The organism is Phenylobacterium glaciei (assembly GCF_016772415.1).
GTDB lineage: Bacteria > Pseudomonadota > Alphaproteobacteria > Caulobacterales > Caulobacteraceae > Phenylobacterium > Phenylobacterium glaciei.
This window is the reverse complement of sequence record NZ_JAGSGD010000001.1, coordinates 1,865,444-1,878,066: the sequence shown is the minus strand read 5'-3', so window position 1 is coordinate 1,878,066 and position 12,623 is coordinate 1,865,444. Positions and strand designations below refer to the sequence as shown.

At 66.5% G+C, this 12,623-nt stretch carries 14 protein-coding genes; 8 read left to right on the top strand and 6 right to left on the bottom strand.

The features are described 5' to 3' along the window. Nucleotides 1-190 precede the first annotated feature (190 nt). The 4 genes from JKL49_RS21305 (at nucleotide 191) to JKL49_RS09065 (ending at nucleotide 3,588) form a co-directional block, all read left to right on the top strand. On the top strand, nucleotides 191-1,213 hold the full coding sequence (locus JKL49_RS21305; RefSeq protein ID WP_215339886.1) for a helix-turn-helix domain-containing protein: 1,023 nt from the start codon (nucleotides 191-193) through the stop codon (nucleotides 1,211-1,213). Between the two features lie 111 nt (nucleotides 1,214-1,324). Then, complete coding sequence (locus JKL49_RS09075; protein ID WP_215339885.1) at nucleotides 1,325-2,125, top strand: sterol desaturase family protein; 801 nt, start codon at nucleotides 1,325-1,327, stop codon at nucleotides 2,123-2,125. 136 nt (nucleotides 2,126-2,261) lie between these two features. Continuing rightward, nucleotides 2,262-2,876, top strand: a complete 615-nt coding sequence (locus JKL49_RS09070) for a class I SAM-dependent methyltransferase (protein WP_215339884.1) — start codon at nucleotides 2,262-2,264, stop codon at nucleotides 2,874-2,876. Nucleotides 2,877-2,973: 97 nt separating this feature from the next. After that, nucleotides 2,974-3,588, top strand: a complete 615-nt coding sequence (locus JKL49_RS09065; RefSeq protein ID WP_215339883.1) for a class I SAM-dependent methyltransferase — start codon at nucleotides 2,974-2,976, stop codon at nucleotides 3,586-3,588. Between the two features lie 207 nt (nucleotides 3,589-3,795). Here JKL49_RS09065 and JKL49_RS09060 read toward each other — a convergent pair whose 3' ends face one another. From JKL49_RS09060 to JKL49_RS09050, 3 genes are all read right to left on the bottom strand, one after another. Beyond that, complete coding sequence (locus JKL49_RS09060) at nucleotides 3,796-4,131, bottom strand: HU family DNA-binding protein (RefSeq protein ID WP_488225847.1); 336 nt, start codon at nucleotides 4,129-4,131, stop codon at nucleotides 3,796-3,798. 138 nt (nucleotides 4,132-4,269) lie between these two features. After that, a complete protein-coding gene (locus JKL49_RS09055) occupies nucleotides 4,270-4,692 on the bottom strand; it encodes a glycine zipper domain-containing protein (protein ID WP_215339881.1) in 423 nt (140 codons plus the stop codon). 88 nt (nucleotides 4,693-4,780) lie between these two features. Further along, nucleotides 4,781-5,317 carry a porin family protein gene (locus JKL49_RS09050; RefSeq protein ID WP_215339880.1) on the bottom strand — a complete coding sequence of 179 codons (537 nt, stop codon included), beginning with the start codon at nucleotides 5,315-5,317 and terminating at the stop codon, nucleotides 4,781-4,783. 223 nt (nucleotides 5,318-5,540) lie between these two features. Between JKL49_RS09050 and JKL49_RS09045 the strand changes: the two genes are divergently transcribed. Beyond that, nucleotides 5,541-6,662: a beta-ketoacyl-ACP synthase III gene (locus JKL49_RS09045; protein WP_215339879.1), complete on the top strand. Its 1,122-nt coding sequence runs from the start codon at nucleotides 5,541-5,543 to the stop codon at nucleotides 6,660-6,662. On the opposite strand, the gene JKL49_RS09040 is transcribed toward JKL49_RS09045, so the two are convergent. Further along, a complete protein-coding gene (locus JKL49_RS09040) occupies nucleotides 6,649-7,746 on the bottom strand; it encodes a 2OG-Fe(II) oxygenase (RefSeq protein WP_215339878.1) in 1,098 nt (365 codons plus the stop codon). The genes JKL49_RS09045 and JKL49_RS09040 overlap by 14 nt on opposite strands. 65 nt (nucleotides 7,747-7,811) lie before the next feature. Then, the gene (locus JKL49_RS09035) at nucleotides 7,812-9,005 is read right to left on the bottom strand and encodes a M48 family metalloprotease (protein ID WP_215339877.1); all 1,194 of its coding nucleotides are present in this window, start codon (nucleotides 9,003-9,005) and stop codon (nucleotides 7,812-7,814) included. Nucleotides 9,006-9,112: 107 nt separating this feature from the next. Here JKL49_RS09035 and JKL49_RS09030 point away from each other — a divergent pair, with 107 nt between their 5' ends. Continuing rightward, the gene (locus tag JKL49_RS09030; protein WP_215339876.1) at nucleotides 9,113-9,874 is read left to right on the top strand and encodes a PIG-L deacetylase family protein; all 762 of its coding nucleotides are present in this window, start codon (nucleotides 9,113-9,115) and stop codon (nucleotides 9,872-9,874) included. A gap of 81 nt (nucleotides 9,875-9,955) precedes the next feature. Then, a complete protein-coding gene (locus JKL49_RS09025; RefSeq protein WP_215339875.1) occupies nucleotides 9,956-10,591 on the top strand; it encodes a YceI family protein in 636 nt (211 codons plus the stop codon). A 41-nt stretch (nucleotides 10,592-10,632) separates the two neighbouring features. On the opposite strand, the gene JKL49_RS09020 is transcribed toward JKL49_RS09025, so the two are convergent. Then, nucleotides 10,633-11,076: a DUF488 domain-containing protein gene (locus JKL49_RS09020; RefSeq protein ID WP_215906457.1), complete on the bottom strand. Its 444-nt coding sequence runs from the start codon at nucleotides 11,074-11,076 to the stop codon at nucleotides 10,633-10,635. A gap of 158 nt (nucleotides 11,077-11,234) precedes the next feature. Here JKL49_RS09020 and JKL49_RS09015 point away from each other — a divergent pair, with 158 nt between their 5' ends. Continuing rightward, complete coding sequence (locus JKL49_RS09015) at nucleotides 11,235-12,617, top strand: peptide MFS transporter (RefSeq protein WP_215339874.1); 1,383 nt, start codon at nucleotides 11,235-11,237, stop codon at nucleotides 12,615-12,617. Nucleotides 12,618-12,623 lie beyond the last annotated feature (6 nt).

Here is a 12,623-nt window from a genome sequence, read left to right as displayed (position 1 = left end):
GAATGTCGGCTTCTCGGAACGGGATGCCAACGTCGGCTTATTGGCCCGGACTCCAACGGTGAGAATCGACCCGGAGCGGATGTTCGGTCTCTCTGCTTTCCGGACAGGGCGCCGTGCGTTTTGGAATGTCGCTCCACATAGGTCACTGACCGATGGTACCTTCCCCATCGGTGGGCCGTAGGGGAAGCGGGTGGAGGTGCAGAATTCGGCAGAACTGCTCGTACGTGGGGCGGCCATCGGCGTCTTCCTGCTGACAGCGATCAGGATTGGCGGAGGCGGCCTCTCGCCGGCGCGGATCACGGGTGTGCTGTTCTCCTTGGCTGCGGCGGGCCACACGCTTACGCAGTTCCCCGGCGCGCTGAGCGCCTTCGGCCTGATCTCCGGCACCGCTTGGGTGCTCTCGGTTGCCGGTGCCGGCCTGTTTTGGGCTTTCGCGTTGGAATTGTTCGGCGATCATCGCCGACTAACCCCCCTGCGTTTTCTTCCCGCTCTCGCCTTGCTCGGCATCGCCGTTGTCGCACGGTTCTACTCCGCGACGCCGCGTGACCTCTGGCTGGCGCACAACTTGGGCGGCGCGGCCTTGATGGTACACGTGCTGGCCGTCATCTGGCGCGGTTGGCGAGGCGATCTCGTTGAAGCGCGTCGGCGGCTGCGTGGGCCTTTGCTCGGCCTGGCGGCGGTGTACACACTGATCTTGGCCGCCGTGCAGATTTCCGAACTGTACCTTGGCCCGGCGACGGCGCTCTCGTTCCTGGCAGCCTCCAGCCTTTTTGGCCTCAGTATCGGGAGCGGACTGGTCTTCCTTCGTGATGACCCCCAGTTGTTCGCGGTCGCCGGAGCCAAAGGATCGCCCGGTCGCGTAAACCCGCGCGATGAACCCTTGCTGCAACGCCTGATGGACGCCCTGGACAAGGACGAGGTCTGGCGCGAGGAAGGCCTAAGCATCGGCGGGTTGGCGAGCCGTCTCGGCGTCGCCGAGCACCACCTACGGCGTCTGATCAATGAAGACCTTGCCTATCGAAATTTTGCGGCGTTCCTCAACGAGCGCCGCGTGGCCGCCGCGCAGGTGGCCCTAACCGACCCTGGCAAGGCTCGCGTCGCGGTTTCGACCATCGCCTTCGAAGTCGGCTTCAGCTCTCTCGCGCCATTCAATCGCGCCTTCCGCGATATCACCGGCAAAACGCCGACGGACTGGCGCCGCGCTCAAGGCTGATCGAATTCAAACGATCCTCCTCGAATTCGACGAAGGCTCCGCTTTTTCGCGAGCGAGGAGACGCGCGGTTCGGGATTGACGCCTTCTGCCTCCAACAACACGGAGGCGTTCATGTCTAACGATGCAATTTCGGCCCTCGGGGCCAACTGGCTACAAAGCCTGTCCATCGACATTATCCGATACGCGGTCTTCGCGATCGCGACCTGGCTCGTCCTCTGGGTGCTGCTTGCGGGGGTTTTGAAACACCGAAAAATCCGTGCGAACACGCCGCCGGCCCGCCATCTAATCGGCGAGTTCTTGATCTCGCTTCGGTCGATCGCTGTCTTCTCGACGGTCGGACTTTCAATGTTCGCCCTAGAGCGGGCAGGCCATCTGCCAGGGCCGTCCTTGGCCGCGCAATGGGGCGCCGTTTGGGGCGTCGTCTCGCTCGTCCTGATGATCATCGCACAGGACACCTACTTCTACTGGACCCACAGGGTGATGCATCGGCCTAAGCTCTTCCGCACCTTCCACCGGCGGCATCATCGCTCTCACAATCCATCGCCCTTCACAGCCTACAGCTTCGACATCGCCGAGGCCGCCGTGAACGCGGCCTTCGTCCCGCTTTGGATGATCCTGGTGCCGACGATCTGGCCTGTCGTCGGGCTCTTCATGCTTCACCAGATCGCCCGGAACACCCTGGGCCACAGCGGCTACGAGCTGTTCCCTGCTGGCCGCGACGGCAAGCCGTTGCTCGGCTGGCTGACGAGCGTGACCCACCACGATCTGCACCACGAGCAGGCAGGCTGGAACTACGCCCTCTACTTCACCTGGTGGGATCGAATGATGGGCACCGAGCACCCCGAGTATTTTGCGCGCTTCGCGGCCGCAACCCGCCAGAGCCGCGCGGCTGTCGCGGCGGAGGTGGCCTGATGAGAACTCCGATCATAGGTGCCTGCCTCCCGGCGGGTATGGCTATGGAGTTGCAGGGCTTCGCCTTCAACGTCGTGCGCCGAAATCAAACCTGGCGCCGTCCTCAGGACGTGCTCACCGCAGCACAGGTGCGGTGATGCGCCGTCCAGCCTTCATCGCCAAACAGGCCCGCCATGCACACGGCCCCCTAGGACGCCTAATCGCCTTCATCATGGCTCGGGAGACCTGGAGCCAGAACCAGCGCGCCATCGCCGCCCTAGAGATCAGCAACGGGGAGAACGTGCTCGACATCGGTTGCGGCCACGGACGGAGCCTCCCCGCTCTCTCGGATTTGACGCCGGATGGGTTAGTGGTCGGCGTCGATCCTTCCGAACTCATGGTCGAGATCGCGGCCAACCGAACGAAGATGCTGATTAAGGCGTGCCGGGCGGACGTAGCCCATGCTTCGGTTGAGAACCTACCCTTCGTGGCGGGTGCCTTCGACAAAGTCCTATGCGTTCACGTCCTCTACTTCTGGCCAGACCTGTCCGACGCGTTCAAGGAGATCGCTCGGGTGCTGAAGCCGGGCGGCCTTCTGGCGCTGCTGTTCCGAACCAGCGACGGGGCGGCGACCGCGAGCTTCCCGGCCGACGTATACCTTTTCCGCTCGTGTGAAGAGGTGGCGACCATCCTCACCAAAGTCGGCTTCAGCGTGGAAGCCGTCATCAACGTCGGCGATTGCGTCCTGCTTACCGCGCGACGGTCCGGCTAGGGCCGCCTGACGCGCTATCAGACCTACTCGCTCGCCTTCTGTCAGGGTGGTAGGTTCGATGACGCGGCGCAACGTCGTCGATGTCGGATGGGCCAACATGAGCGAAAAGTCGCACTGGGAAGAGGTGTACCGGACGAAATCGCCCAATCAGGTAAGTTGGTACACACCACATCTCGACGTGTCGCTCAGGCTGATCACCGAGGCCACACCCGACAGACGCAGTGCGCTGATCGATGTTGGCGGTGGCGAAGCGACCCTGGTCGATGATCTTGTCGGCCTAGGGTACAGCGATGTCAGTGTCCTCGACATTTCGGAAGAAGCGATTGAGGTCGCGAGGGCGCGGCTCGCTGACGAGGTCGGGTCCGTGACCTGGATCGCTGGCGACATCACGAGCTGCGACTTGCCGCCCAATCGCTACGACCTTTGGCACGATAGAGCGGTCTTCCATTTTCTGACCAGCCCAGCCCAGCGTGAGGCCTACGTCAGGCAGGTTGTACGCGCAGTGAAGCCAGGCGGGCACGTCATCGTAGCCACCTTCGGCCCTGAAGGGCCGGAGAAATGCAGCGGCCTCGACGTCGTCCGCTACGGCGCTGATGACCTGCATAGTGAATTCGGAGGGCAGTTTCAGCTCCTTGAACACCTCACCGAGGTCCACGAGACGCCTTGGGGGACGCCGCAGCAATTTGTGTACTGTTTCTGCCGAAAGAGCTGATCGGCCGGCGCGCGGCCGGGCAGGCTTCCACGCCCGCTTTTAGCCGTAGGACCAAGGTCCGCTTTCCACCCTGAGCAGACATTCTTGGCGGTCAGCTCGCGGCGATCGAAGCACCCTCCCCCCGCTCGGAACAGCCGAAACGAAAACAGGGCCGCCCCATGGGGACGGCCCTGTCTCGAAATCCGATGCGGGTGAGCCCGCGTGGACTTACTTCTTCTTGGCGGGCGCGACGCCGTTGACGGCGTCCTTGAGGCCCTTGGCGGCGCGGAAGCGCACGGCCTTGGAGGCCGGGATCTTGATCGCTTCGCCGGTGGAGGGGTTGCGGCCTTCACGGGCGGCGCGGGCGCCGACGTCGAACACGCCGAGACCCGACAGGCGGACGTCGCCGCCATTGGTCAGGGCGCCCGAGACGGTGGCGACCATGGCTTCCAGCACGCGGCCAACTTCAGCCTGGGTGGTCCCGGCGGCAGTGGCGACCTGTTCGATAAATTCAGATTGGGTCATGTGACCTCCGGTTGTCTTTGTTGCGCCTCGCGTTTCCACGCAGGGGAGGCAAGGGTTTGCGCAGATTCGCGGGCTATGGCGACCTTGACGCAAGGGAAACGGGGCCGCGAGACCCCGTTTTTGGGCAAAATAGCGCGCATTCGTCGCGGTAGAGAGGCGACTGAACCCTCAGGAGGGTTAGCGGGCGTCGCGCAGGTACACCACCTGGCTGCGGCCGGAGCTGATCATATGCCCCAGCAGGAAGCCGGCGGCCGCCGCGATAGCCAGGGCGACATAGGGCTTCTCACGGACCAGGACGTCGGTGTCGCCGAAGCGTTCGACGGCGCGTTCCTTCACCTTGCCGTAGACTTCCTGGCCCTTGGCCACCACCACCTCGGTCTTGCCTTCCAGCAGGGTGCGGGCGGCGCTGAGCAGGCTGTGGGCGGCCTCATTCAGCGCGGCGGGCGCCTTGCTCACCGCATCGGCGGCTTCGTTGAGAGAGTCGGTGGCGCTGGCCTTGGCGCTCTTGGCGGAGGCGGCGATGGGATCGAGGGCGGCGGTGGCGTCGGCCAGGCCGTTCGCCGCGGTTCCGTTGGCGGAGGAGGTCATCGGGTCGGCCATGGTGCTTCTCTTCGGATAGGGGATCAGGCCCCACGAGTGGGGGGCCGGGCGCGACATCAACGATGTCGGCCCGGCCGAGGTTCCGAAGCTAGAACTTGCGCGTGTAGCCGACCGCCCAGACGTCGGCGTTCTCGCTGGAATCCTTGAAGTCGTGGCGGGTGTAGTCGACCCGCACGCCATTCTTGTCGTCCAGGAAGTACTGGCCGCCGACGCCATAGTTCCAGCTGTCGCCATCATCGGCGGCGGAGGTCCCGGCGGCGGACGCCTTGATCTTGGAATTGCCGTAGCCGACGCGGGCGAAGAGGTCGGCCTGGGGTGAGAGGGGCAGATAGCCGACGCCGTAGATGGCGGCCTGATGCTGCAGCTTCACGTCCACCGAGGTCCCGGCGACATTGACGCTGTCCTCCTTGACGCCGGCGGCCAGCTCGCCCTCGACGCCGACGTATTGGCCAAATCGGGCGCCCAAGCGGCCCTGGACGGCGCCCAGGTTCACGTCGTCGATATTGGCGTTCGCATAGCCCAGCGTACCGTAGAAGGTGGTGGGCGACAGGGCCTGGGCCGAGGCGATGGCGGGGACAGCGAGGGTCAGGGCGGTCGTTGCCGCCAGTGCGATGAGAGACTTCATAGGTTTACTCCAACTCTTGTCTTCAGCTCCCCAGCTGCTCCCCAGTCGCCCCCAAACACGGCGGTCGAAGGTCGGTTCCTAGACATCCGGCGGAAACATTGTGGCCGCCGATCAACTGTGACTCGAAGGCCACAAGTCGGCTGACGGGAGGGCCTGGCGTGCTATCAGTGTTCCCTGAAAGCGTCGGCCGGTCCGCCCGACGCGCGTACCAGGAGACGACGCCTTGCACTCAGCCGTGATCGCGGCCACCGGCCTCTACACGCCGCCCCAGAGCGTCTCGAACGCCGAGCTGGTGGAGGCCTTCAACAGCTATGTCGCCAACTTCAACACCGAGCACGCCAAGGCTATCGAGGCCGGCGAGGTCGAGGCCCTGACCCCCTCCTCCGTGGAGTTCATCGAGAAGGCCTCGGGGATCAAGTCGCGGTTCGTGGTGGACAAGGCCGGCGTCATCGACCCCGCCGTGATGACCCCGCGCATTCCCGAACGCTCCAATGACGAGCTGTCGGTCATGGCCGAGATCGGCGTGGCCGCGGCCCGCGACGCCATCGCCCGCTGGGGCAAGGACGCCAGCCAAATCGACGCGGTGATCTGCGCGGCCTCGAACATGCAGCGCGCCTATCCGGCCATGGCCATCGAGATCCAGCAGGCCCTGGGCATTGAGGGCTTCGGCTTCGACATGAATGTCGCCTGCTCCTCGGCCACCTTCGGCATCAAGACGGCGGCCGACTACATCGCCACGGGCTCGGCCCGCGCGGTGCTGGTGGTCAATCCGGAGATCACCTCGGGCCACCTGAACTTCCGCGACCGCGACAGCCACTTCATCTTTGGCGACGTGGCCACCGCCGTCATCGTCGAGCGCGAAGACCTGGCCAAGCCGGGCCAGGGCTGGGAGATCCTCGGCACGCGGCTGAAGACCCAGTTCTCCAACAATATCCGCAACAACTTCGGCTTCCTGAACCGCGCCGCGCCCGAGGGGATCGGGGCAGCCGACAAACTGTTCGTGCAGGAGGGCCGCAAGGTGTTCCGCGAAGTGGTGCCGATGGTCGCCGAGATGATCGTCGACCATGCCGGGGCGCTCGGCGTCGATCCGACCGGGCTAAAGCGCCTGTGGCTGCATCAGGCCAACATCAACATGAACGTCATGATCGGCAAGCGGGTGCTGGGCCGCGAGCCGGAGCCCGGCGAGAACGTGATCATCCTCGACACCTACGCCAACACCTCGTCGGCGGGCTCCATCATCGCCTTCCATAGCGCCAACGAGGACTTCCAGGCCGGGGACACCGGCCTGATCTGCTCCTTCGGCGCAGGCTATTCGGCCGGGACGGTGTTCGTCAGGAAGCGGTAGGCCGCAGGGCCTTGGTCCGGAACCACTTGGAGATGATCCACTTCTCGCCGGAGGTCGGTGGGGAGCCCTCGTGCAGGGTGCGGGGGTCCATCTCGCCGTCGTCGGTGACGCTGTCGAAGATCAGCGCGCCACCGGGCGGCGGCCGGAACGCGGCCTCCAGGCGCGGGAACAGGGTCGCCCCGCCCTCGAAGCCGTCGTTGAGGTAGACCAGCAGGGTGCGGACCCGCTGGCCCATGGCGGCGAGCTGACGGGCGTTCTCCGGCGTGTCGGGGATGTAGTCCATGTGCGGGCGATAGCGTTCGCCCGGCGCGTAGTGCAGCACCCCCAACCCCTCGGCGTTCTCCGGCGGCATCTCGGCGGCCTGGGCGATGCGCAGGTTCACCAACTCCAGGATGACGTCGGAATCCACCAGGCCAAAGTGCATGACACGGTTCGAACGCTCGCCCTGCACCTGCTCGGTCCCGTCATCGGTCAGCACCAGGCCGCGGCCCAGGGCGGGCTCGGCCAGCGACATGGCGTAGGAACAGATCCAGGCCGGCAGCAGGTCGGGGATCGACAGGATGCGCGGGCTCTCGTTCTCCACCACCCGGGTGACGGGGGCGGCGAAGGCCGAGAGGTCGGCGGCCGAGGCCACGGCGTCCCAGTCGCTGGGCGCGGGCGCCACGCCACGGGCGCCGAGCGCCACGATGGCGGGCTCGAAGCCGGTGATCGCCGCGGCCGACAGGGCGGCGTGGGCCAGGGCCTCATCCCCGCAGAGCAGACCCAGCTGACAGGCGGCGCGGCCGTCCCCCAGCTGCGCGGCGCGGGCCAGCCAGTAGAGGGCGCGGCCGATATTGCGCGGCGTGCCGACGGCCCCGGAATCGACGATGGCGGCCAGGTGCAGGCCGAAGGGATCACCGGCCTGGGCCGCCTGGACGATCCTTCCAACGCCGAGCTGCGGCGCCTGGGGGGTGATGTGCCCCACCAGTTGCCACAGACCCAGGCGTGAGACGGCGGGCATCCAGCCGCCGTGGGCCGCGCGGACCATCCAGTCGAGGGCCGCCTTGCCCTGGCCCTGGCTGTCCAGGGCCTCGGCCAGCGCCATCTGGGCCTCGGTGTCGCCGGCGATCGCCGCGCGGCTGGCTTCGTCGTAGGAGAGGATGCGCTGGGTCAGTAGATCGGCTCACTCTTGGGCGGATGGGCGGCCTTCCAGTCCATCGCCCTGCGGACACGGCTGCCGACGGCGGGATGGTCGTAGAACATCACTTCCTCCAGCTGGGACGGCGTGGCGGCGCGGTATTCGATGGTCTTGACCAGGGCCTTGGCCAAACCGTCCGGCTCATTGAAGTGTTCCAGCGAGAACTGGTCGGCGTCGGTCTCGACCAGGCGCGAGATCGACGAGGTGATCGGCGTGGCCAGCAGGCCCAGCACCGCGATGATGATGCCGATCACCGGGAAGCCGGCGGGGTCGGAAATGCCGGTGACGCCGGTGGCCCCGACCAACCTGGCGACCGGGGCGAACAGCCGGTCCACCAGGAAGAACAGCACCAGGGCCAGCAGGCCGAAGGACGAGGCCAGCCAGATCGAGTGCATGTGGACATAGTGGCCCATCTCGTGGCCCACGACGCCCTTCACCTCGGCGAGGTCGGCGCCCTGCTTGAACATGGTGTCGCTCATGGCCACCCGGGCGGTGCCGAACAGGCCCGAGACGTTTGCGGTGTAGCGGTTGGACTGCTTGGAGCCGTTGTAGACATAGATCTTGTCGGACGGGACGCCGTTGGCGTTGGCCATGGTCACCACGGTGTCGCGCACCGGTCCGGGAGGCGCAGGCGTGTAGGTGTTGAACAGCGGCTCGATAAACACCGGGGCCAGGACCATCAGCACCAGGAAGGCGATGGCCACCAGGCCGCCGCTCCAGGCCCACCAGGTCTTGGGCGCCTTGCGGATCACGGCGTAGACGCACATGCCCAGGATCACGGTCATGACCACCGAGATCAGCATCATGCTGACCGTCTCGCCCAGCCAGCCGCCGAAGGGCTGGTCGGTGAGGCCGTAGCTCTTCTGCCGCCACCAGTCGGCATAGGCCGACCAGGGCAGGGTCAGGACGCCCTCGATGATGACATCGGCGCCCACGATGAGGCCCGCCGCCAGCCAGGGCCGGCTCTTCTTGGCCTCGACCCAGGACCGGATCTTCACCAGCACGCCGGACTTGATCACCAGCCAGGCGACCACGACGGCCACCAGGGCGGCCCAGAGCAGCACCCAGTGGCCGCCCTGCGTATAGGCCGTGGCCTTGGCATGGGCCTCCGGCGACAGAACTGCGAGATAGGCCTGCGTCGCCGCGGCCGGATCGAATTGGGCCATGCCCCTACCCTCCCGAATAAGGGGTGGAAAAGGCCAGATAACCCCCGGCTTGTCAGGTGAAATATGTCTCATCTTCCCGACGCGCGGGCGCCGGGCGATAAAGGCCGATGATCACGATCCTCGCCATCCACGCCCATCCCGACGACATCGAGACCCTCGGCGCGGGGACCCTGGCTGTGCTGGCGGAAAAAGGGCACGCCGTGAAGATCGTCACCGTGACGGCGGGCGACTGCGGCTCCAACGAGACTGAGCCTGCCGAGACGGCGGTTATCCGCAAGGGTGAAGCCACGGCGGCCGCTGCCCTCATTGGAGCCGACTATCGCTGCGCCGACATCCCCGACCTCTGCGTGTTCAATGACGATCCCTGCCGGCGACGGGTGACGGAGATGATCCGATGGGCCGCGCCGGACATCGTCCTGACCGCCTCGCCAGTGGACTACCATCCCGACCATGAGGCGGTCAGCGTCCTGGTCCGCGACGCCTGTTTCGCCGCCTCGGTGCCAAACTACCGGACCGGTGACGCGGAGGTCCTCAAGGGTATCCCGCACCTTTACTACATGGACCCCATCGGCGGGCGCGACCGCGAGGGGGGCAAGGTGGTCCCCGACTTCGGCTGCGATGTCGGCGCCGTCTTCGCCACCAAGCAGGCCATGCTGGCCGCCCACAAGAGCCAGGACAGCTGGGTCTCAAAGCAGCACGACATCAGCGACCACCAGGCCTCGATGGAGGCCTGGACGCGCCGCCGCGGCCGCGACTTCGGCGTGCCCCTGGCCGAGGGTTTCCGCCAGTACCGGCACCATCCCTATCCGCGCACCGCTCTGTTGCAGGAGCTGCTCGCTGAATCCCTGGTGACCCTGCCCGCCACCTGACAAAAAGATCGCGCTCGCTGTCGGGCGCGTCACGCGTGGATCGTCCTTGGGACAGACCCATCGGAAACAAGTGTACTGGCCATGACCAAGCTGATGACGATGTTGCTGGCCGCGGGCGCCAGCCTGGCCTTCGCAGGACAGGCCCTGGCCGCTGGCGGCGCCTGCCCGCCCGGTGTGCCCGCCGGCATCTTCTGCGGCGAGCCCGACGCCAGCCTGGCCCCGGCCGGGACCTACAAGATGGACGAGAGCCACGTCGGCGTCATCGCCCGCGTCCGCCATATGGGCTACTCCATCAGCATCTTCCGCTTCGACAAGGCCGCCGCGACCCTGGTCTGGGACCCGGCCTCGCCCGCCAAGTCCTCGGTGAACGCCACGGTGCGGACCGGGACCGTCGGCACCAATGTGGCCGGCTTCGGCGCCGAGATTTCCGACAAGTTCCTGAACGCCAAGGCCTTCCCGACCGCCACCTTCGTCTCGACGGCCTTCCGCAAGACCGACGCCACCCACGGCCAGGTCGACGGCAACTTCACCCTGATGGGCAAGACCAAGCCGTTGACCTTCGACGTCGTCCTGGTGGGCGCCGGCAAGGGCTTCGGCAAGCCACGCATCGGCATGACCGCGACGGCGACCCTCAAGCCCGGCGACTTCGGCCTGGCCCCGGTGTTCGCCGATCCTATCGACCTGGTGATCGACACCGAGTTCGAGATGCAGCCGTAGGGCGCGCCCGCCCTCCCCGACCTGGGGAGGGAGATTGCGGCCTACAAATTCTCGATCTCGCAGCCGAGGGTCTCGGCGATCGCCTCGGCCAGGATCTTGCGGTGACAGCCGCAGTGGTCGGCCTCGTAGCAGAGCAGGGCTGTCTTGCGGTCGGCGGCGATGGCGGTGGCCCGGGCCAGTTCGAGCTGGGCGGCGGGCTCGGCCATGTGGGCCTCGAAAATCTCCGTCATCTCGCCGATTCGGCCCTTGCGCGCGGCCTCCCGGCCGGGCTTCGGCGTGCCGAGTTGGCGCAGGTGGAGGTACTCAATTCCCGCCTCCACCAGGCTGGCGGCCAGCAGGGTCTTGGAAAAGCCCGCACGGCGCGAGGCGGCCACCGCGCGGACATCGATCAGGACAGCGACCTTTGCGGCCTTCAGGCGGGCGATGACCGCGTCCTGGGTCTGGCTCTCATAGCCGATGGTGGCGAGCGGGATATGGCTGGGCATTTCCGTAAAATAGAGGCGGCTGGTCAGATGGCCAGCGGCGCTGTTGCGAAAGGGAGATCGTGACTGCGGCCCCAGCCGAGGGGTGGCGATCCGAAAGTCGCTTCCCCTGCCCATCGGCGCGGAGCAGTCTGGGACGCCGTGCGCCTGGGGGGCTTACCGTGACCACATCTACCGAGGCTGCCGGCCTGCCGGACATCGGCGCTGCGCGCGACCTGATGGGCCACCCGAGGGGGCTCTACTTCCTGAGCTTCACCGAGGTCTGGGAGCGCTTCTCGTTCTACGGGATGCAGGCCCTGCTGGTGCTCTACATGGTCGACCAGGCCCTGCGGCCCGGCCACATTGAGGCCATCGCCGGGATGGCGGCCTTCCGGGCCGGCATCGAAAGCGTGTTCGGCCCCCTGTCGATCCAGGCCCTGTCGTCGCAGATCTTCGGCCTCTACACCGCCTTCGTCTATTTCACTCCGCTGATCGGCGGTTGGATCGGCGACCAGGTGCTGGGCCAGAGGCGCACGGTGATCGCGGGCGCGGTGCTGATGGGGATCGGCCACCTGCTGATGGCCTTCGAGGCCTCCTTCCTGATCGCCTTGCTGGTGCTGATCCTCGGCGGCGGCCTGCTGAAGGGCAATATCTCGGCCCAGGTCGGCGCCCTCTATGACAAGACCGACCCGCGCCGCACGCGCGGCTTCTCGCTGTTCAACCTGGCGATCAATATCGGCGGATTCGCCGCGCCGCTCGCCTGCGGCACGGTGGGTGAACTCTATGGCTGGCATTACGGCTTCGAGCTGGCCGCCGCCGGCATGGTGGTGGGCCTGATCACCTATCTGGCGGGTAGCAAGTATCTGCCGCCGGACACCCTGACCCCGCGCGGGACGGAGAAACGTCCAGGCCTCGCGCCTGGCGACGGCAAGATCATCCTGGCCCTGGTGGCCATGCTGGTGCTGGGGACCTTCTATTCCACGGCCTATGGTCAGGAGTTCAACGTCATGACCCTCTGGTATCGAGCCACCACCGACCGGCACATCCTGGGCTTCGAGACCCCGGTGACCTGGCTACCGTCGCTGGACGGCCTGTTCATCGTCGGCTTCACGCCAATCGTCATGCGGCTGTGGGCCAATCAGGCCGCCAAGGGGACCGAGCCCAGCGACCTGGCCAAGATCGGCTGGGGCAGCGTGATGGGGGCGGCTGGCATGGGCTGCCTGATGATCGCCTCGCTGATCTTCGCGGCCGGCGGCAAGCCCAGCCTGCTGTGGAGCGTGGCCTGTTTCGCGCTGTTCGGTCTGGGCTTCATCTTCCAGTGGCCGACGACGCTTGCCCTATGTTCCCGCGCCGCCCCGGCGGCCATCGGCGGGGTGATCATGGGCGTGGCCTTCCTGACCGCCTTCGTCTCCAACTATCTCTCGGGCTGGCTGGGCGGCTTCTACGAGAAGATGACCCCGTTCAACTTCTGGGGCCTGCACGCGGCGATCAGTCTGGCCGGGGCCGTCGGAATCCTGCTGTTCATCCGGCCGCTCAACAGGATCCTTCAGCCGACGCCGAGCTGAGCCCAG

What these genes read in the sequence shown, in the direction of transcription:
- JKL49_RS09075 (WP_215339885.1), top strand. Translation starts at nt 1,325, where the DNA reads ATGTCTAACGATGCAATTTCGGCCCTCGGGGCCAACTGGCTACAAAGC.
- JKL49_RS09070 (WP_215339884.1), top strand. Translation starts at nt 2,262, where the DNA reads ATGCGCCGTCCAGCCTTCATCGCCAAACAGGCCCGCCATGCACACGGC.
- JKL49_RS09065 (WP_215339883.1), top strand. Translation starts at nt 2,974, where the DNA reads ATGAGCGAAAAGTCGCACTGGGAAGAGGTGTACCGGACGAAATCGCCC.
- JKL49_RS09055 (WP_215339881.1), bottom strand. Translation starts at nt 4,692, where the DNA reads ATGGCCGACCCGATGACCTCCTCCGCCAACGGAACCGCGGCGAACGGC.
- JKL49_RS09050 (WP_215339880.1), bottom strand. Translation starts at nt 5,317, where the DNA reads ATGAAGTCTCTCATCGCACTGGCGGCAACGACCGCCCTGACCCTCGCT.
- JKL49_RS09040 (WP_215339878.1), bottom strand. Translation starts at nt 7,746, where the DNA reads ATGGCGCTGGCCGAGGCCCTGGACAGCCAGGGCCAGGGCAAGGCGGCC.
- JKL49_RS09035 (WP_215339877.1), bottom strand. Translation starts at nt 9,005, where the DNA reads ATGGCCCAATTCGATCCGGCCGCGGCGACGCAGGCCTATCTCGCAGTT.
- JKL49_RS09030 (WP_215339876.1), top strand. Translation starts at nt 9,113, where the DNA reads ATGATCACGATCCTCGCCATCCACGCCCATCCCGACGACATCGAGACC.
- JKL49_RS09025 (WP_215339875.1), top strand. Translation starts at nt 9,956, where the DNA reads ATGACCAAGCTGATGACGATGTTGCTGGCCGCGGGCGCCAGCCTGGCC.
- JKL49_RS09020 (WP_215906457.1), bottom strand. Translation starts at nt 11,076, where the DNA reads ATGCCCAGCCATATCCCGCTCGCCACCATCGGCTATGAGAGCCAGACC.